This is a genomic window from Amycolatopsis sp. NPDC005232 (genome assembly GCF_040607795.1).
Classification (GTDB): Bacteria; Actinomycetota; Actinomycetes; order Mycobacteriales; family Pseudonocardiaceae; genus Amycolatopsis.
Window position 1 is genome coordinate 1 of the sequence record NZ_JBEXHL010000029.1, and the last position, 16,996, is coordinate 16,996.

The 16,996-nt window shown below is 68.2% G+C and carries 16 protein-coding genes and 1 pseudogene; 12 read left to right on the forward strand and 5 right to left on the reverse strand.

Translation table 11 applies throughout. The annotated features are described in order from the left end of the window. The first annotated feature begins 373 nt into the window (after window positions 1-373). A complete protein-coding gene (locus ABZU76_RS38040; protein WP_354878880.1) occupies window positions 374-934 on the forward strand; it encodes a hypothetical protein in 561 nt (186 codons plus the stop codon). Between the two features lie 145 nt (window positions 935-1,079). Here the strand turns inward: ABZU76_RS38040 and ABZU76_RS38045 are convergent, their stop codons facing one another. Together ABZU76_RS38045 and ABZU76_RS38050 are read right to left on the reverse strand one after the other, a co-directional pair. Beyond that, window positions 1,080-1,514 carry a hypothetical protein gene (locus ABZU76_RS38045; RefSeq protein WP_354878883.1) on the reverse strand — a complete coding sequence of 145 codons (435 nt, stop codon included), beginning with the start codon at window positions 1,512-1,514 and terminating at the stop codon, window positions 1,080-1,082. A gap of 433 nt (window positions 1,515-1,947) precedes the next feature. Beyond that, window positions 1,948-2,145 (reverse strand): hypothetical protein, encoded by a 198-nt coding sequence (locus ABZU76_RS38050; RefSeq protein WP_354878886.1) that lies wholly within the window; start codon window positions 2,143-2,145, stop codon window positions 1,948-1,950. Window positions 2,146-2,279: 134 nt separating this feature from the next. Between ABZU76_RS38050 and ABZU76_RS38055 the strand changes: the two genes are divergently transcribed. The 11 genes from ABZU76_RS38055 (at window position 2,280) to rraA (ending at window position 12,279) form a co-directional block, all read left to right on the forward strand. Then, a complete protein-coding gene (locus ABZU76_RS38055; RefSeq protein ID WP_354878888.1) occupies window positions 2,280-2,453 on the forward strand; it encodes a hypothetical protein in 174 nt (57 codons plus the stop codon). Window positions 2,454-2,465: 12 nt separating this feature from the next. Further along, window positions 2,466-2,747 carry a nitroreductase/quinone reductase family protein gene (locus tag ABZU76_RS38060; protein WP_354878891.1) on the forward strand — a complete coding sequence of 94 codons (282 nt, stop codon included), beginning with the start codon at window positions 2,466-2,468 and terminating at the stop codon, window positions 2,745-2,747. 256 nt (window positions 2,748-3,003) lie between these two features. Continuing rightward, complete coding sequence (locus ABZU76_RS38065) at window positions 3,004-4,377, forward strand: MFS transporter (protein WP_354878894.1); 1,374 nt, start codon at window positions 3,004-3,006, stop codon at window positions 4,375-4,377. Window positions 4,378-4,471: 94 nt separating this feature from the next. Continuing rightward, on the forward strand, window positions 4,472-5,404 hold the full coding sequence (locus tag ABZU76_RS38070; protein WP_354879235.1) for a VOC family protein: 933 nt from the start codon (window positions 4,472-4,474) through the stop codon (window positions 5,402-5,404). Window positions 5,405-5,601: 197 nt separating this feature from the next. After that, the gene (locus tag ABZU76_RS38075; protein WP_354878897.1) at window positions 5,602-6,111 is read left to right on the forward strand and encodes a cupin domain-containing protein; all 510 of its coding nucleotides are present in this window, start codon (window positions 5,602-5,604) and stop codon (window positions 6,109-6,111) included. 29 nt (window positions 6,112-6,140) lie between these two features. Next, window positions 6,141-7,085 (forward strand): PDR/VanB family oxidoreductase, encoded by a 945-nt coding sequence (locus tag ABZU76_RS38080; protein WP_354878900.1) that lies wholly within the window; start codon window positions 6,141-6,143, stop codon window positions 7,083-7,085. 38 nt (window positions 7,086-7,123) lie between these two features. Further along, on the forward strand, window positions 7,124-8,443 hold the full coding sequence (locus tag ABZU76_RS38085) for a recombinase-like helix-turn-helix domain-containing protein (protein ID WP_354878903.1): 1,320 nt from the start codon (window positions 7,124-7,126) through the stop codon (window positions 8,441-8,443). Window positions 8,444-8,474: 31 nt separating this feature from the next. Next, window positions 8,475-9,263, forward strand: a complete 789-nt coding sequence (locus ABZU76_RS38090) for an SDR family oxidoreductase (protein WP_354878906.1) — start codon at window positions 8,475-8,477, stop codon at window positions 9,261-9,263. Window positions 9,264-9,286: 23 nt separating this feature from the next. Beyond that, window positions 9,287-10,921: a thiamine pyrophosphate-binding protein gene (locus tag ABZU76_RS38095; protein WP_354878908.1), complete on the forward strand. Its 1,635-nt coding sequence runs from the start codon at window positions 9,287-9,289 to the stop codon at window positions 10,919-10,921. Window positions 10,922-10,936: 15 nt separating this feature from the next. Beyond that, complete coding sequence (locus ABZU76_RS38100; protein WP_354878911.1) at window positions 10,937-11,425, forward strand: dienelactone hydrolase family protein; 489 nt, start codon at window positions 10,937-10,939, stop codon at window positions 11,423-11,425. Continuing rightward, entirely contained in the window at window positions 11,422-12,279 is an 858-nt protein-coding gene (gene rraA / locus ABZU76_RS38105; RefSeq protein WP_354878914.1) for a ribonuclease E activity regulator RraA, read from the forward strand. The genes ABZU76_RS38100 and rraA overlap by 4 nt, the downstream gene beginning before the upstream one ends. A gap of 176 nt (window positions 12,280-12,455) precedes the next feature. Here rraA and ABZU76_RS38110 read toward each other — a convergent pair whose 3' ends face one another. The 3 genes and pseudogenes from ABZU76_RS38110 to ABZU76_RS38120 all read right to left on the reverse strand — a co-directional run bounded on the left by ABZU76_RS38110 (window position 12,456) and on the right by ABZU76_RS38120 (window position 16,890). Continuing rightward, on the reverse strand, window positions 12,456-13,238 hold the full coding sequence (locus ABZU76_RS38110) for an aspartate dehydrogenase domain-containing protein (protein WP_354878917.1): 783 nt from the start codon (window positions 13,236-13,238) through the stop codon (window positions 12,456-12,458). 30 nt (window positions 13,239-13,268) lie between these two features. Beyond that, window positions 13,269-14,554: pseudogene (locus tag ABZU76_RS38115) on the reverse strand (MFS transporter). Further along, window positions 14,551-16,890, reverse strand: a complete 2,340-nt coding sequence (locus tag ABZU76_RS38120; RefSeq protein WP_354878920.1) for a molybdopterin-dependent oxidoreductase — start codon at window positions 16,888-16,890, stop codon at window positions 14,551-14,553. The pseudogene ABZU76_RS38115 and the gene ABZU76_RS38120 overlap by 4 nt, the downstream one beginning before the upstream one ends. Window positions 16,891-16,996 lie beyond the last annotated feature (106 nt).

The following is a 16,996-nucleotide window of genomic DNA, read 5'->3' on the forward strand; positions in this document are numbered from 1 at the left end:
CCACTCAAGCCGAACGTCAACGACGCTGCCGCGGCGAGAACCGCGCCCATCTTGAATCTCATTGTTGTACCCCTCCAGTTGCTCCGCCGTATCACCCTTGTGGGGGTCCGGTCGGAGGTCGAACCAGACAAGGCTCTACCTGGTCTGAACCAGTTCGCGGCGAATTCACCGGGTGGACACCTAATTGGACGAGTGGTTCACTGGGTTGCCGACGTCGCGTGGCAGCGCCTCTACCCTCGGTAGGCCGTGCCGCGAGTCCGCCCACCGACCGGCATGCGCGGCGTTCGACCGCCTGGATGGCACTCGACGACGAAGCCCCGACCAGCTGGGGACGTCTGTCCGCCTGCTCAGCCAGCGGCGGCGCATCGTCGCGATGTCCAGCGACGCCGCGAGTGGTTCGACCTCGATGTTGCGGCGCCACGCGGCCAGCAGCCGCGTCAGCCTCGCGTCGATCGAGCCCTCGGTGCGCACACCACCAGGTCGCCGTCGATGCCGATCCCGTTACCGAAGCCTGCGGCGAGCTCATTCGGAAGGCGGTTGGCGGCAGTACGTTGGCCGGGTGCAGCGTGCGGGTGCAGCGTTGAGCGGCGGGTGGATCTGCCTGGTGGCGGTCAGCCTCGGGGTCCTGGGGTTCGGCGCGGGTGTCGCCCTCGCTCCGCCGGCCGGTGACGAGCTGCTGTACCGCGCTGACGGGCTGGCCTCGATCGGGGTGGGCTTGTTCGGCGGGCTGCTTGCGCTCGTGCCATTCCGGCGGCGGGAGCGGTGGGCGTGGTTCGCGTTGTGGTTCTATCCGGTGTTTTGGGTGGCGCACCTGGTCGGCCAACTGCCGCCGGGTAAGGACCACATTCACCAGGTGGTCTTCCTCGCGCTTTCGCTGCTCGGCCTGCTTGTACCGGCCCGCGAGTTCTTCCGGGGTGCCGATGCGCGCGGGTGAAGGGGCGCGCGGGGCGGCCCCCTTCAGGGCCGACCCCTGAAGGGGGCCGCCCCCCGACAGCTACGGACACACCGAGAACCGGGGTCCTCACCACCGGCACGATGCGTCGAGCCGGCGGTGAGGACGTGCAGCCGGGCTGGGGTGATCAGCCGATGCCGGTGACCTGCAGGGCGGTGGTCCAGTTGTTCTTGATCGCCGAGCGGGCGGCGGAGAGGGTGATGGTGCCGGCGCAGACGGCGTTCTTCAGCTTGGTCTCGGTGCCGTCCTTGGTGTGGGCGGTCTGAGTGCCGGAGCAGGGCTCGGGCCAGAGGTTCTTCGGGTCCCGGGGTGCGCCGCCGAGCTCGAGCGGGACCATGTGGTCTTCCTCGTAGTCGGCGAGGTTGGTGTCGCTGTAGCCGTAGTCGGCGATGCCCTGGACCTTCAGCGGGTTGGTGTAGGAGGTCGGCGGGCGCACGGTGGCGGTCCAGCCGGACACGCAGATCGTGCTGTGGATGGTGGACTGGGTGACGTCGGGGTTGTAGGTGCCCGGCGTGCAGCGGCAGACGGGCCGTGGAGCAGGTCGCGGCTTCCGCCACGCCACCGGTGATGGCCACGCCGCCACCGACCAGTGCGACAGCGGCGCAGACCGTGGTGACCGAACGAACGAAGACGCGCATACGAAGCCTCCCAGTGCGGCTCCGGGCCAGGTCGCCGGGATTGGGGCCATCGCACCGCGCCGGCGGCCAGTTCAAAACGATCCGCCCTGATGAACACCATGTGCCATCCACTGGTCAGTGACACCAACTTTCCCGATGTCAACAGCCAGACGGATCACCGCGCGGACGGGAACCGCCGAGCAGCCGCAAAACCGGCGGTTTCCACGTCAGGCCCCGGCGATGGCCGGTGCTGGTGCCGGTAGCGGGTGGCGCTGTCGTAGTGCGGAAGGATCACGTGCCCGGAAAAGTCCCGGGCGGGTGGGTGTCCTCGTCGCCGGCGTGCGCGTCCGCCACGAGGACCAGCTGCAAGCTCGGTGGTCACCACTCGCGCCGGCGCGGCGCGGGCCGGTCGGGGCGGGATGTGCCCCAGATGTAGCGGACGAGTTCGCAGGAAATGCGGTCGTAGACGCCGTCGTTGGTGTGTTGCCCGCCGTAGTAGCGCCGCCGGCGTTGCAGGATCCCGGCCAGGCAAGTGAAGGGCCACAGCCGGGTCTGTCCACGATGGTCACTTATCACGGTCGACCGCGGTGACCGCGGTTGCGTGGTCCGATGCAGCTCTGGATGAGGCGGTTCGTCACAAGTCTCTCCGATGAAACCCGAGTGCTAAGCTACGTGATAGTCGACTATCACTTAGTTTCAAGGAGGACGCCGTGGCGATCCGCAAAGTGCAGCGCGGTACGCGCGGGGCAAACGTCGGCGTGATGACGTGGCTCTTTCGCCCGACGCGCAAGCTGATGATCAAGCAGCACCGACGCAGTGGGAACACCTTCAACGGGATGGACATCATCTACCTCAGCACTGTCGGCGCGAAGTCAGGCAAGTAACGACAAACACCCTTGGCCTACTTCCCTGATGGAGACAACTGGCTCGTCGTCGCCTCCCTCGGTGGCGCGGCAACGAATCCCGCTTGGTACCACAACCTGGCGGCCCACCCCGACCAGGTCGCCGTCGAAGTCGATGGTCGGCACTATCGGGTTGTGCCTGAGCAGCTCGAAGGTGGCGAGCGTGAGGTGGCGTGGCGACGTATCGTCGAGAGCCCGCGGCGGTATGCCGATTACCAGGAGAAGACCGACCGGGCGCTGCCGGTGATTCGGCTGACGCGCACAGAAGAGGCGTGATCCGCGCGATGAGGGTCGAGGGGTGGACGGCGCACTCCTCTGCCATCTGTCGCTCCGCTCGGTGTCATGCGTCGATCCCCTTCTTCCGGGTGGTCCGTCCCTCCGTCACGGATCGATAACGACGCTGACCGCGCTGTATCCGCGCCCATGTTCGACCCTTATTGTTCAGCGCTAAGAATCTTAGCCATCACTAAGCTGTCGGTGGTGGGAGACGCGGCGCGTGGTGGTGCTCCGCATTTCGCCAGGAGGAGCGCGGATGAACATCGACGTGTCCGGGACTGCGGCGTTGGATGTGGCGGGTCGGCTCGACCGGCTGCCGATCACGAGGTGGCAGTTGACCGTGCGCCTCGTGATCGGCGTTGTCACCTTCTTCGACGCGTTCGATCAGTTGTTGATCTCTTACGTTCTCCCGGTGCTCAGTCATGAGTGGCAGCTCAGTGCCGCCGGGTCCACGTGGGCGATCACGGCCGGATCGGTGGGCATGCTCGGCGGCGCTCTGGTGTCCGGATACCTCGCTGACCGGTTCGGTCGAGTCCGCGTGATCGTCGTTTCGCTTTGCGTCTACGGATTCGCGAGTCTGCTGTTGGCCGCGGCGCCGAGCTTCGAGTTGTTCGTGCTGCTCAGGGTCGTACAGGGGCTGGGGATCGGCGGTGAAGTTCCGGTCGCCGCGACCTACATCGGCGAGATCGCGAACGCGCGGCATCGCGGGAGGTTCGTGCTGTTGTACGAGGTCATCTTTCCGCTGGGACTGGCCGCGGCGTCGCTGACCGCGGTGTGGGTCGTGCCGACGTTCGGCTGGCGATGGCTCTTCGTCATCGGGGCGCTACCGCTGCCCGCGGTGTACTTCATCCGCAAGCTGGTGCCGGAATCGCCGCGCTGGCTCGCGGCCAGGGGGTATGCGGATCGCGCCCGGCAAACCGTGGAACGGATCGAGGCCAAAATCGAGGCGATCACAGGCGAGCCGCTGCCGAGGCCCGAGCCCGCTGGTGTTGATGCGGTGGACGCGAAAACCCGCGGATCGTGGCGCGAGTTGTTCACCGGGCGGTACCGCAGGCGCACGTTCGTGCTGTGGTGTTTGTGGTTCTGCGCGTACTTCGTCGTCTACGGAATCGCTTCGTGGCTGCCGTCGATCTACAGCGGGGTATTCCACTTGCCGCTGCGTCAAGCGCTGACCTACAGCATGGCCGGCACGGTGGCCGGCTTGCTGGGGTCCGTGCTGATCGCGCTGACGGTGGACCGGCTCGGCCGGCGCCGGGCGCTCACGGCTGCCTCCGGGTTCGCCGGGGTTCTCCTGCTGGCGCTGTGGATCCTCGGCGCCGGCAGCGCGGCGCAGATCATGGTGTGGAGCTCTCTGGCGGCCGTCTTCGGCTACGCCGTGAGTGGCGGCCTCTACCTGATGACCCCTGAGCTCTACCCGACTCGTATCAGGGCGCTCGGCTGCAGTTTGGCCGGAGTCTGGAACCGGTTGGGTGTGATCATCGGGCCGGTGGTCATCGGGGCGGTGTACGCCGGGGGTGACCTCGCGGCGGTGTTCCTCGTCCTCGGTGCTGTGGCCCTGATCGCGGCGATCGTCACTGGACTGTTCGCCGAGGAGACGGCGCGGCGACCGCTGGAAGAAGTCTCGCCCTGACGCTGCCTGTTGTTCCGAACGCCGAGGCAAGCTATCTTGCACCTAAGATAAGTTTCGGACGTTCGGAGGAACAATGATGGTTGCACAGCAGCCCGTGGTCCGGTTGCGGTCGCTGCGCTCGGTTTCGCTGCGCACCACGACCCTCGCCGACTCGGCGGGCTTTTACTCGGAAGTGTGGGGCCTACGGGCTACGGACTCTGGTTCGGAAGCCGTGTGGTTGCGCGGATCCGGGGCCGAGCACCACATCCTGCAGTTGGTCGATGCGGATGCGAACGGGCTCGACAAGATCGCGTTCGCCGTCGCGACGCGACGGGAGATCGACGAAGCCGCGAAGCGGCTTGAATCCCTCGGCGTGCCGGTGGTGACGCCGCCGGGGAATCTCGACCAGGCCGGCGCCGGTTACGGGCTGCGTTTCGTCGATCCCGAGGGTCGGCTCATCGAGCTCTCTTGCGACACATGGGCGGTGGCACCCGAGGATCCGGAGGGGCGTGCCGCGGTTCCGCGGAAAGTTGCACACGTCGTGCTCAACACGGCCGACATCGACGCTGTCTGCGAGTTCTACACCTCGGTGCTGGGTATGCGAATCTCGGACTGGTCGGAGCACCAGATGGCGTTCCTGAGGTGCAACTCCGATCACCACTGCATCGCGTTCAACCAGGCCAAGTGGGCGTCTGTGAACCACGTCGCGTACGAGATGGGGTCGATCGACCACATGATGCGGGGCGTCGGACGTCTGCGACACCACGGGCAGATGCCGCTGTGGGGACCTGGCCGGCATGGCCCGGGGGACAATACGTTCAGCTACTTCGCTGACCCGGCGGGGCTCGTTTGCGAGTACACGTCCGAGGTCGAGCAGGTGGTCGAGGACGCGTGGTTGTGCCGTGTCTGGCGGCGGACTCCTGAGCTGTCGGACTTGTGGGGCACTGCTGGTGCGCCATCGGCAACCACTCGGCAGCACATGGCGGGGGAGTCGGACCCCGGCTACTTCGCCCGTCAGAAGCCGGGGGGCGACGTCTCCGTCGGCTGACTGCGGTTGGCGAGTGCTCGCAGGGTCTCGCGGCTAACCGGCCGAGCTTTTCGCTTGTCCACCATGGGTTCGTTCAGGTATATCACTTAGTCCCAAGTTAACTTTGAGTGCCAACAGGGTTGAGTGCGGCCGTGGGAGCTGCTATAAAGAGGACAACAAAACATCTTAGTGCTCAACTAAATTCCTAAGGATGACGCATGACCAACACGACCACCGACCTCCAAGAGCTCCTCGACTCCTGCATCGCCACTGCGGCATCGCGGCAGGAGGACTGGGACACGCTGGCATTCCAGTCCAAGGCGGGCGAGCAGTTCCGGCGCGCGCAGATCCGCTACATCGGCTCCGGCGCGACGGGCAACCACGAGTCCGACAACCGGATCATCCCCTCGGCCGGCTTCACCTTCTCCAACATGCGGCTGCCGGTCGGCGGCGTCGGCCCGGAGCACACGCACCACGACGTCGAAGAGGTCTTCTACGTCCTGGAAGGCGAGCTCGAGGTGACGGTGCACGACGTCGCGGACGGCGCCCGCACCGCGAGCCGCACGCTCGGCTACCGCGACCTCGTTCGCGTGCCGGCGGGCGTGCCGCGCAGCCTGCGCAACACCGGGCAGACGGACGCGCTGTTCTGCGTTGTGATCGGCACCGGCAAGCCGCAGCTGCCGACGTACCCGGAGACCTCGCCGATGCACGGCATCACCAGGGACTGAGCACCGCAGCACCCGTTGAGGGAGATCAGATGAGTGAGTCAGAGCGGACTTTGCGCGTCGAGCAGATGACCCGCCTCGCCGACGGCGTGGTGGAGGTCCGGCTCGTGGAGCCTGCCGGTGAGCAGCTGCCGATGTGGGAACCGGGCGCCCACGTCGTGCTCCACCTCGCCGACGGGCTGCAGCGGCAGTATTCGCTGTGTGGTCCGGCCAGCGACCGGGCTTCCTGGACGGTCGCCGTCCACCGCTCACCCACCTCCCGCGGCGGCAGCGAGCACGTGCATGATCGGCTCCGCGTCGGGTCGTCGTTGCCGGTCGAAGGGCCGTACAACAACTTCCCGCTCGCGGAGGCCGATCGCTACCTGTTCCTCGCCGGCGGCATCGGCATCACGCCGATTCTGGCGATGACCCGGCGGCTGCGCGCGGCGGGCACGCCGTTCGACCTCGCCTACTGCGCTCGCAGCAGCTCGATGATGGCCTACCGGGCCGAAATCGCGAGCTGGTCCGACCCCCGGGTCAGGTTGCACGCAGACGACGAGAACGGTGGTCCGATCGACGTGGGCGCCTTGTTGCGCGAGCACGCGGGAGCGCTTGTCTACTGCTGCGGTCCGGAAAGCTTCATCGCCGCGGTCGAAGAACACGCTCCCGAGCCGTCGCTGGTGCGAGTGGAGCGCTTCCGCGCCGCGCCGCGGCCTGAGACCGAATCCGGCTCGGCGTTCGACGTCGTGCTCGCGGCCACGGGCGATCGGCTCCGAATCGAGGACGGGCAAACCATCCTCGACGTCCTCGATTCGGCCGGGTTCGACGTCCCCTCGTCGTGTCGAGAAGGCATCTGCGGCACGTGCGAGACCAAGGTCGTCTCCGGAACGCCCGACCACCGCGACTCGGTGCTCACCGACGCCGAGCGCGCCGAGAACTGCTCGATGATGATCTGCGTCTCTCGCGCCAAGGGCGACGAGATCGTCCTCGATCTCTGACTGTCCTCCTCGGACTTACGCCACCACCAGGAGTTCTCATGCATTGTCTCCAGCCCCACCAGACGCGCCGCGACGCACCGAGCAACTACGAGCTCGCGTTGGCCGCCGAGCTCGAGTCCGCTTACCGGGCGGGAGCGTACGAGCTCGGTGACCTCACGGCCGCGCTCAACGTGAGTGGCCTGCGGCCGCCGTCCGGGTCCGACTGGACGCCCGACACCCTCACCGCCGAACTCGCACGGGTCGGCGGCAAGGAAGCCGGGCCGGCCTGGCAGCTGGACCCCGGCCCGCGCTCTGGACTGACCATTGTGGACACTGCGGACGAGTTGCTCACCCACGGTCTGCGCGACCAGTGGTACGCGCTGTGCCCCGCGGGCGCGGTGCGGCGCGGTGAGCTGGTACGGCTGAACCGGGTCGGCGAGAGCCTGCTGCTCTGGCGGGACGCGGCGGGTGAAGTCCACGTGCAGCGCGACCGCTGTCCGCACCGCAGCGCCCCGCTGTCGCAGGGCGTGCACCTCGGCGACCGGGTGGCGTGCAATTACCACGGTGTGCAGGTCGACGGCACCGGGAAAGTCGTGTCGGTGCCGGGTAGCCCGGGCTGCGCGCTCGAGGGCCGTCAAGCCGTGATGACCTTCCCCGCGTGCGAACGCGCTGGCGCGATCTTCGCATGGATCACCGAGACCGGGAGCGTGCCGACGCCGCTCGAGCTCCCCGAGCAGCTCACCTCCGACGAGTGGGAGAACTTCCCCTGCTACGTCGAGTGGGACGCGCCATACCAGCTCTCGCTGGACAACGTGATGGACCCCATGCACGGGGCGTTCCTGCACCGTGAGTCGCATTCGATGTCGTTCGGCAAGCGGGAAGCGGCGTTCCAGATCCGCGACGCCGCCACCGGGTTCCTGTTCGAGAAGACCGATCAGAAGTCTGTGAACTTCGACTGGGTCGAGTGGATTGACAACGGATACCAGGCGATGCGGCTGGACATCCCGTACCCGGAATCGGCTGGGCCGGGTGGTGCGTTCGCCATCATTGCAATGCTGACCCCGACCGGGCCGCACACCCACGCCGCGTTCTTCTGGCGGTGCCGCAAGGTTTCCGGCTGGCAGCGCGACTCGTGGCGTTTCCTCTACCGCGTGGTGCTGGAAGAGCGGCACTGGCACGTGCTCGAGCAGGACCGCGCGATGATCGAGCGGATGCCGCGTGACGCGGTGGCCGGCGAAGGGCTCTACCAGCACGACATCGCGCTCGTCCGGGTGCGCCGGCTGCTGCGGCGCCGAGCTGAGGAGTACTTGCGCGAGCGCGCGAAGAAGACGGGCGTGGCCCGTGCACGTGGCACGAAGGAAATGGCGGCCTTCGAATGAGGCCCGCTGCCGAGGGGATCGGGGAGCTCTGATGGATTTCCAGCTCAGCGGCCGAACGGTGCTGGTCACTGGCGCGAGCAACGGGGTAGGTCTGGCCACAGCGAGGATGCTCCTCGCCGAAGGGGCCAACGTCGGCGTGTGCGCGCGAGACGGTGACCGGCTGGCGGCGGCCTTCACAGACCTCGGCCTGGAGGCTCGGTCGCGCCTCCTCCAGCGAACGTGCGACGTTCTCGACGCCGGCGCAGTGGGGGAACTCATCACCGGGCTCGTGGGCGAGTTCGGCGGCGTGGACGGCGTGGTGAACAACGCCGGTGGCTCGCTGATGCGGCCACCGTTGGAGACCACCGACGAGCAGTGGGTGGACCAGATGCGGCTGAAGGTGCTGAGCGTGCTCAACACCGTGCGGGCCGCACTGCCGTGGCTGCGCAAGGCGTCCGGTGCCTCCGTGGTCAACGTGAACGCGATCCTCGCGCGGCAGCCGGAGGTGCGACTCGCGGCCACGAGCGCGGCTCGCGCGGCGCTGCTCAACCTCAGCACCTCGCTCGCGAACGAGCTCGCCGTCGACAGGGTCCGGGTCAACTCGGTGTGCCTCGGGCTCATCGACACCGGCCAGTGGCGTCGCCGCTACGAAACTTCGGGATCACCGTCGGACTTCGCCTCGTGGACGGCTGAGCTCGCCGCCGATCGCGGCATCGCACTCGGCCGGTTCGGCGAGGCCGACGAGGTCGCGTTCCCCATCGTCAGCCTGCTCTCCCCTCGCTCGTCCTACGTCACGGGCGCGACCCTCGACGTCGGCGGCGGCGTCGCCCGCTACGTCTGATCCCTTTTACCCTGGAGGTTCTCATGGTCGATCGCCACGGCGGTGACCTGCTCATCGAGCTGATGTGCGAGTACGACGTGCGGGTTGCGTTCGGCGTCGCGAGCGTGCACAACCTGCCCCTGGTCGAGGCGCTGGACCGGGAGGGCATGTTCGTCGCGGTGCGGCACGAGGCTGCCGCGGTCAACGCGGCCGACGCGTACTCGCGCGTCAGCGGTGGCCTGGGAGTCGCGATCACCAGCACCGGCACCGGGGCAGGTAACGCCGCCGGATCAATGGTGGAGGCGCAGGCGGCGGGTAGCCGCGTCCTGCACATCACCGGCCAGATCGAGAGCGCGTACCTCAACCAGGACCGGGGGATGCTGCACGACACGCCCCGGCAGACCGACCTGCTGCGCGCAGTGTCGAAGTCGGCGAAGACGGTGCTGAGCGCCGAAGGCGCGCGGCGAGTGCTGTGGGCGGCGGCCGCTGAAGCCCTTGCGGCGCCACAAGGTCCGGTCAGCGTCGAATGGCCCTACGACCTGCAATACGCGGCGCAGACCGCGGAAACGCCGATGCACCGCGCACTCGCGCAACCACCGGTGGCGTCGGACGCGGCACTCGACGAAGCCGCCGAGCTCGTTCTCGCCGCGCGACGGCCAGTCCTTTGGATCGGCGGCGGTGGCCGAGGAGCCCGAGCGGAGCTGCTGGAACTGGCGGAACTCCTGGGGCTGCCGGTGCTGACGAGCAACGCCGGCCGCGGCAGCATCCGCGAAGACCACGAGCAGGTGATCGGCAACTACGCCACCTACCCCGACGCCCGCGAACTGCTTGCCGCCGCCGACCTGCTGATCGGCGTCGGTACACATTACCGCGCTAGCGAGACCGCGAACTTCGCGCTCGCCATGCCGGGCAAGCACGTGCAGATCGACGTCGACCCGCTCGCACTCGGCCGCAACTACCCGGCGACGGTCGGCCTGGCCGGCGATGCGGCCGTCACGGTGGAAGGTCTGCTGAAGCGTCTACGCGGCTGGGAAACGGCCCGAGAACCGGATTGGACTGCGCGCGGTACGTCGACTCGGCATGCAGTGCGCAAGGATCAGCGGTCGGCGATCGGCCAGTACGCCCAGCTTTGCGACTCGCTCCGGCTGCATCTGCCCGAAGACTCCGTCATCGCGCGTGACGTGACGGTTCCCTCCAGCACGTGGGGCAACCGCCTGCTGGAGATCTACGACCCGGCCACCAACGTCTACCCCCTCGGAGGCGGGATCGGGCAGGGCTTGGCGATGGGCATCGGCGCGGCCGCCGCGCAGCGCGACCAGCCGACAGCCGTCATCGCCGGCGACGGCGGCGTCTCGGTGCACATCGGCGAGATCGCGACACTGGCCGAGCAGAGCCCGTGGCTCATCCTGATCGTGTTCAACGACGGCGGTTACGGCGTGCTGCGCAGCATGCAGGACGTGCACGGCAAGCGGCGGGCCGGCGTCGACCTGCTGGCGTTCGATTTCGCCCGACTGGCCGCGTCGGTCGGTCTCGAGCATCGCCTGGTGCGGGCGGCGGACGACTTCGATGACGCGCTGTCCGAGGCTTTGTCCGCGCGCCGGCCGTTCGTGGTCGAGGTCGACATGACCGCGCTCGCCCCGATGCCGAAGCCGTTCGTACCCCCGTTGCCCGTTTTCTGACCCGAGGAGCCCCGGATGCCCGACGGCGATCACCACCACGCGCACGGGCCGGCGAACCGCGGCCGGATCGTGCTGACCACCGCCGCGCCGCTGTTCGTGTGCGAGCCCCTGAACGGCCCGGCCACCGAGGCCATTGTCGCGCTGCACGGCGCACACGGGATCACGGCCGGATTCGAACGCGCGCTGCGCGCGATGGCCGCCCGCGGCTACCTGGTCGCCGCGCCGTTCCACTACTTCCGTGACGGTGGCCCCGAGTACGTGACAGAACCGGCCGCTCGCGACGCCTACACAGCGCTGGCCGATGAAGATGTGGATGTCGACGTCGACGCCGCCATCGATCACGTGCGAGCCCGGCTTCGGCTGCGGCCCGTCGCTGTGGTCGGCGAGACGCCGGCCGCCGCGAACGCGGTGCGGCGCGCGGGCCGCCGCCATCCGGAAGTCGAGGCGATTGCGTCGCCGGAAGGCTTCTGGGAAACCAACGGCAGGAAGGCGTTTCCGGCATGACCACGACCCCAGCGATTCGACTGTCCACCGCAGATCTCGCGGACGAATACGGGGAGGCCGCTGAAGTCTGTGAGGGCGGCTTCTCAGGTTACGGAGGCCGCGACCGGTTCGCCGGGAGGGTGGTCACCGTGCTGTGCCACGAGGACACCCGGCTGGCGCGGGCCACGCTGTCGGAACCCGGTGAGGGCCGAGTGCTGGTGGTCGACGGCGGTGGGTCGTTGCGGAGGGCGTTGTTCGGTGACGTTTCGGCCGCGCTCGCGATCGAGAACGGGTGGTCCGGAGTCGTGTTCAACGGCGCGGTGCGGGACACGGAGACGCTGCGCAAGCTCGATCTCGGGGTGCTGGCCCGGGGCGCGTGTCCGCGGCGGGGGAGCACCACCGGTGCGGGGGAACGCGACCTGGAGCTGGTCTTCGCCGGCGCCCATGTGCGGCCGGGTGATTACCTCGTAGCCGACGCCGACGGGTTCGTATGCTTGCCGGAGCCACCCGTCGTCGTGGATGCCGAGCCCGTGGCGCAGGACCATCCGTACCGCCCGGCCGTGGTGGCCGGCGACCTGGTTCACGTCTCGGGCGCGCTGGGTGTGGATCGCGACGGAGTCGCCGTCGCCGGGCGCCGGGCCGCGCTCGACGCGGCTATGGACCGCCTTGCGGAGCGGTTGGCGACTGTGGGCGGGAGCCTCGGCGACCTGGTGAAGTGCACGTACTACGTGACCGACGTGTCGCTGCGTACCGAGGCGAACGAGCAGTACCGCGACTTGTTCCCCGGTGCGCGACCGGCCCGGACGTTTCTGGAGGTCGCCGCTCTGCCGTATGGCGCGATCGTGGAGATCGACGGACTCGCGGTCACCCGTTGATCGGGTTTACCCGCCGACCGTAGCCGAGATCCGCCGCCACGCGTGAGCCGTACGAGGCTGGACAGCTCGTGACGCCCACGCACCTCCACATGGGCGCGGTGGCGGGGACCACCGAGTTCATGGTCACCCGCGGATCGGGCCGGCTCACCCACTGGGGAGGGCCGGCCCGATCCGCGTCAGCGGAACACGGGGCTACGACCGGCCAGTTCGCCGATGGCCCGCAGCACCGCGTAGGGCACCACCGCGCTGGTCGTCGGCGTCTGTTCCGACGGCAGGTTCTCGATCTCGAACCGGTAGCGGCCGGCGTTCCCCTCCGCTTCGATCACATGGGTCGTTCGCTCCGCACCCGGGTCGGCGACCACAGCGGCTTCGACCACTTCCCAGTCGCCTGCGGCGAGCGCCACGGACGCGGCGACGTTGGCCGAACGGGGGAACGCCGTGGCGATCTCTCGAGCGCTGCCCTCCCGCAACACCAGAGGCTCGGTGGCGGACCCCAACCGTGAGAGCTCGGTGTCGGTCATCCACTTCTGTCCGAGGATCTCCGGGCGTTTCGTCGTAGTGATGCGCACCCGACGCAGACCGCCCATCGCCGCAGCCGAGCGGATCAGGTCGAGGCCGCCGATCGCGCCGGTCGTGAGCTGCACGCGGCCCGGGCCGGCGGACAAGGTGCGCAGCAGATCCGCATCGGCGAGCGCGCCCACCGAGGTGACGAACAGGTCCAGCCCCGCCGCGACCACGCTCGGCCCAGTGCCGGAGAGAGCGGCGTGTCCCGCGCATTCCACCACGAGGTCGGAACTGACGAGCAAGGCCGCCTCGTCGATCACCGGCAGGTCCGGCGGGTCGACCGGGTCGCGGTGCGCTACTCCGGCCAGCACGACCCCCGGCACCTCACCGGCTTGCAACGCGCGGGCGACGACGCCGCCGATCGCGCCACAGCCGAGCACGGAAACGCTCAACATCCGCAGCTCCTTAGGTATCTTAATGCTCAATTATTGGTCTACTGTGGACGTCGGGTTGCCGGGGTGCAAGCTGTTTGTGATCAGCGCAATCCCGTCGCGGGGCCGGTTCGTTCGGCGCGCCAGGAGAAGTACGCCGACCGCTGCGGCGACGAGCTGTGTGCCCACCAGGAGGAGATAGCCGTATGTGTAGCCGTTGCGGCCGCCCGCGCCGATTGCCGCGCCCATCACTGTCGGCATGAACGCGGACACCACGTTGCCGATCCCGTTGACCACACCGTAGGTCGAGCCGACGGTCCCTGGGGCGGCGTGGTGCTGCACGAGCGTCGGGATGACAGGCGCTTGCAGCCCCCAGAATCCATTGGCCAGGATCAGGCCCACCGCCACCAGCGCCGGCGCGCTCGCGATCACGACAGTGACGACCGACAGCGCCGACCCCAGACCGCCGACGAGGAGTAGCACCGGCGTCCGCCTCGGGAGCATCCGGTCGATCAGCATCCCGCCCACCAGAACCGACATCAGGCTGAGCACGAACGGCAACGCCGAGAGCACGCCGGTCTGCGCCAGGCTGAAATGCCGGCTGTGCAGCAGGTACGACGGCAGCCACGAACTGCTGCCCCACAGGAACGCCAGCGTCACGACCTCCACGGCGAGGATCCAGCCCAGGCCCGGCGTCCGCAGCGCGACGCGGAGCGTGGTGTGGACGCGCGGTTTCTCTCGCAACCTGGCGCGCTGCACCTTCCCGCGCACTGTCAGCAGGATCAGCGGCAGACCGACGACCGCGTTGAGTCCGGCCAACACGAGGTAGGACGCGACCCAGCCACTGTGATAGATGAGGAAGGTCACCAGTGGCAACCCGATCGCGTGCCGAGCGAGACGCCCATCGAGCTGATCACGTTGGGCTTGCCGACTTCGCCGTCGGCGAAGGTGTGTCTGATGTACATCGTCTTCAGGGAGAACAGCGGCCCTTCCGCGATGCCGAGCAGGAAGCGTAAGGCGAGCAGTGCGACCGCGCTCAGCGCGAACGGAGACACCAGTGTCAGCGCGGACCACAACACGATGCTGACCAGCAGTCCGCGCCGAACGCCGAAGTGGGTTTCGTAGATCGGAGAGAGCGCGAACGCGGCGATTCCGTTGCCCAGTAGGAAGAACGTCATCAGCAGGCCTTGCTCGGCCGGGTGGCCGGTGAGCCCGAAATGGTCGGTGAAAGCCGGATCGGTGATGAGCACCGAGGTGTTGACTCGGTCGATATAGGAGATGAGGACGAGGACGAGGAGGCTGAAGACGGCGGGCCAACGCCGGCGATCTCCGGCCGTCATCGACCCTCTTCCGCTGAGACGATGCGTGGCCACTCGAATGCGGTGACCGGCGGCGGATCAGTACACAGTTCCACCTCGACCAGACAGGTCTGTGCGGCCGTGCACTGCGTGAGCTGTGACGTGCCCTGGTCCGACGTGACCACGTTGGGATTGCCGTGCTTCTCCAGCGTGCCGATCTGACCAGGGTCCTGCGGGTCGTACCAGGCGCCCGTTGGCACCTGTGCCACACCGGGCAGCAGCGTGTCGGAACCTGTGATGGTCACTCCCGCCAGAAATGCCCCGCGATCGTTGAACACGCGGACGACGTCCCCGGCGTGAAGGCCGCGGCTGCGAGCGTCCTCTTCGTTGAGCAGGATCGCTTCACGGCCTGAAACTTTGGCAGCGCGGCTGAGCGGAGAGTTGTCGAGTTGGCTGTGCAGGCGATGCTTCGGTTGGTTGGTCAGCAGGTGCAGGGGGTAGCGCTTGGCCCGCGGACTGCCCAGCCACTCCGCGGGTTCCAGCCACGCTGGGTGCGCGGGACAGTCGGCGTAGCGGAATGCGCGGACGACGTCACTCGTGATTTCGATCTTGCCCGACGGCGTGTCGAGTGGATGGGTGTCCGGATCGGCGCGGTAGTCGGCCAGTAGCGTCACCGGCTCCTCGATCTCGTTGAACTCGTAGGACTCGGCGGCCCAGAATTCGTCGAACTCCGGCGGATCGAAACCGCGCTCCCGTGCGGCGACCAGCGCGCCGTCGTACATGTGCCGCAGCCATTGCATCTCGGTGCGATCGCAGTGGTAGTCAGTGCCGAAGCCCAACCGGTCGGCCAGCTCGGCGAAGACGTCGAAGTCGTTGCGCGCCTGGGCGAACGGCTCGACCACCTGGTGCATGGCGATCCAGAACCGGCTGTGGTCGGCGGCCGCGATGTCGTTGCGCTCCATCGTGGTCGTCGACGGCAGGACGATGTCGGCGAACTTGGCGGGCGGCGTCCACCACGGCTCGTGCACGATGACCGTACCGGGTTTGCGCCACGCCGCGACGAAGCGGTTGAGGTTCAGGTTGTGGTGGAAGGGATTGCCGCCGGCGGAGTAGATGAGCTCGGTGCGGGGCAATCTGAGCGTCGTCCCGTTGTGCTCGAGCGTCTCGCCGGGACGGAGGAGCAGCTCGTGCACGCGTCCGACGGGGATCTTGGTGGTGACCGCGTTCGGGCCCAGCGGCATCTTTGGCCGCGGGATGCCGGCTGGGTACGGTTGGGAGATGCCGCTCACCGCGCCGAAGCCGAGGCTGAACCCGGCCCCGGGCAGGCCGATCTGGCCGAGCATCGCGGCCAGTGCGATCGTCGCCCAGACCGGCTGCTCGCCGTGGTGGGCGCGCTGCACGGCCCACGCGGTGTTGATGACGGCCCGCGTGTTCGCCATCCGATGCGCGAGTTCCCGGGTAGTCGCGGCAGAAACCCCGGTGATTCCCTCGGCCCACTCGGGATCCTTCGCCTGACCGTCGTCGCTGCCGAGCAGGTACCGCTCGAACTCCGGGTAGCCCGCGCAGTGTGAGCCGACGAACCGGCGGTCGACCAGGCAGTCGGTGACGAGGACGTGACCCAGGGCAAGCATCAGTGCGACGTCGGTGCCGGGGCGTAGCGGCAACCATTCGGGCGCGGCTGTGTCGGTGACGTCCTGGCGATACGGGCTGATGCAGACGACCTCGACGCCGGCGGCGCGGGCCCGGCGGAACCAATCCGCGTTGTCGTGGTTGACCGCACCGCCCGGGTCGATCTGCGCGTTCTTCAACGGGGCGCCGCCGAACATCACGAGCAGGCGGGTGTGTGCGACGATCTCCGGCCACGGCACGACCAGGCGGGTGATGTCCGTGCGTCCGAGGATGTAGGGCATCACGCCGAGCGCGGCGCCGAAGCTGTGGTTGCCGCTCTTGTCGGTGTAGCCACCGAAGAGTCCCAGGAAGCGTTTGAGCACGCTCGGGGAGTGGTGCAGGCGGCCGGCGCTGGCCCAGCCGTAAGAGCCGCCGTAGAGCGACTCATTGCCCCCACGCTCGCGGGCGTCGAGGAGCGATTCGCAAACCAGGTCCAGGGCCCGGTCCCAGCTCACCGGGACGAATGCCTCGGCGCCTCGCTGTTCACGGCTCGCGGTGCGTGAGCGCAGGTAACCTTCTCGCACGTAGGGCTGGTCGATCCGCATCCGGTCGCGGACAGTCTGCGGCAACCCCGCCTGAAGAGGCGAGGGGTCCCGGTCGAAGGGAACGCCCCCGGTGGCGAGGATCTCCCCGGTGTCGCGGTCGGTTTCGACCCGGTAGACGCCCCAATGGGACGCGGTCTGAGTGCTCCGGCGCCGTTGTGCGCTCATCGTCGAGCTCTCCATCCGGTCTGAAGTTCCTTAGGAGTAATGGTTCATGACCGCGAGGTAACCGTGGTCGCGACTCAGCTTCGCACTTGATTTCCCCTATGGCCAG

What these genes read in the sequence shown, in the direction of transcription:
- ABZU76_RS38040 (WP_354878880.1), top strand. Translation starts at nt 374, where the DNA reads ATGTCCAGCGACGCCGCGAGTGGTTCGACCTCGATGTTGCGGCGCCAC.
- ABZU76_RS38120 (WP_354878920.1), bottom strand. Translation starts at nt 16,890, where the DNA reads ATGAGCGCACAACGGCGCCGGAGCACTCAGACCGCGTCCCATTGGGGC.
- ABZU76_RS38110 (WP_354878917.1), bottom strand. Translation starts at nt 13,238, where the DNA reads ATGTTGAGCGTTTCCGTGCTCGGCTGTGGCGCGATCGGCGGCGTCGTC.
- ABZU76_RS38075 (WP_354878897.1), top strand. Translation starts at nt 5,602, where the DNA reads ATGACCAACACGACCACCGACCTCCAAGAGCTCCTCGACTCCTGCATC.
- ABZU76_RS38080 (WP_354878900.1), top strand. Translation starts at nt 6,141, where the DNA reads ATGAGTGAGTCAGAGCGGACTTTGCGCGTCGAGCAGATGACCCGCCTC.
- ABZU76_RS38095 (WP_354878908.1), top strand. Translation starts at nt 9,287, where the DNA reads ATGGTCGATCGCCACGGCGGTGACCTGCTCATCGAGCTGATGTGCGAG.
- ABZU76_RS38100 (WP_354878911.1), top strand. Translation starts at nt 10,937, where the DNA reads ATGCCCGACGGCGATCACCACCACGCGCACGGGCCGGCGAACCGCGGC.
- rraA (WP_354878914.1), top strand. Translation starts at nt 11,422, where the DNA reads ATGACCACGACCCCAGCGATTCGACTGTCCACCGCAGATCTCGCGGAC.
- ABZU76_RS38090 (WP_354878906.1), top strand. Translation starts at nt 8,475, where the DNA reads ATGGATTTCCAGCTCAGCGGCCGAACGGTGCTGGTCACTGGCGCGAGC.
- ABZU76_RS38065 (WP_354878894.1), top strand. Translation starts at nt 3,004, where the DNA reads ATGAACATCGACGTGTCCGGGACTGCGGCGTTGGATGTGGCGGGTCGG.
- ABZU76_RS38085 (WP_354878903.1), top strand. Translation starts at nt 7,124, where the DNA reads ATGCATTGTCTCCAGCCCCACCAGACGCGCCGCGACGCACCGAGCAAC.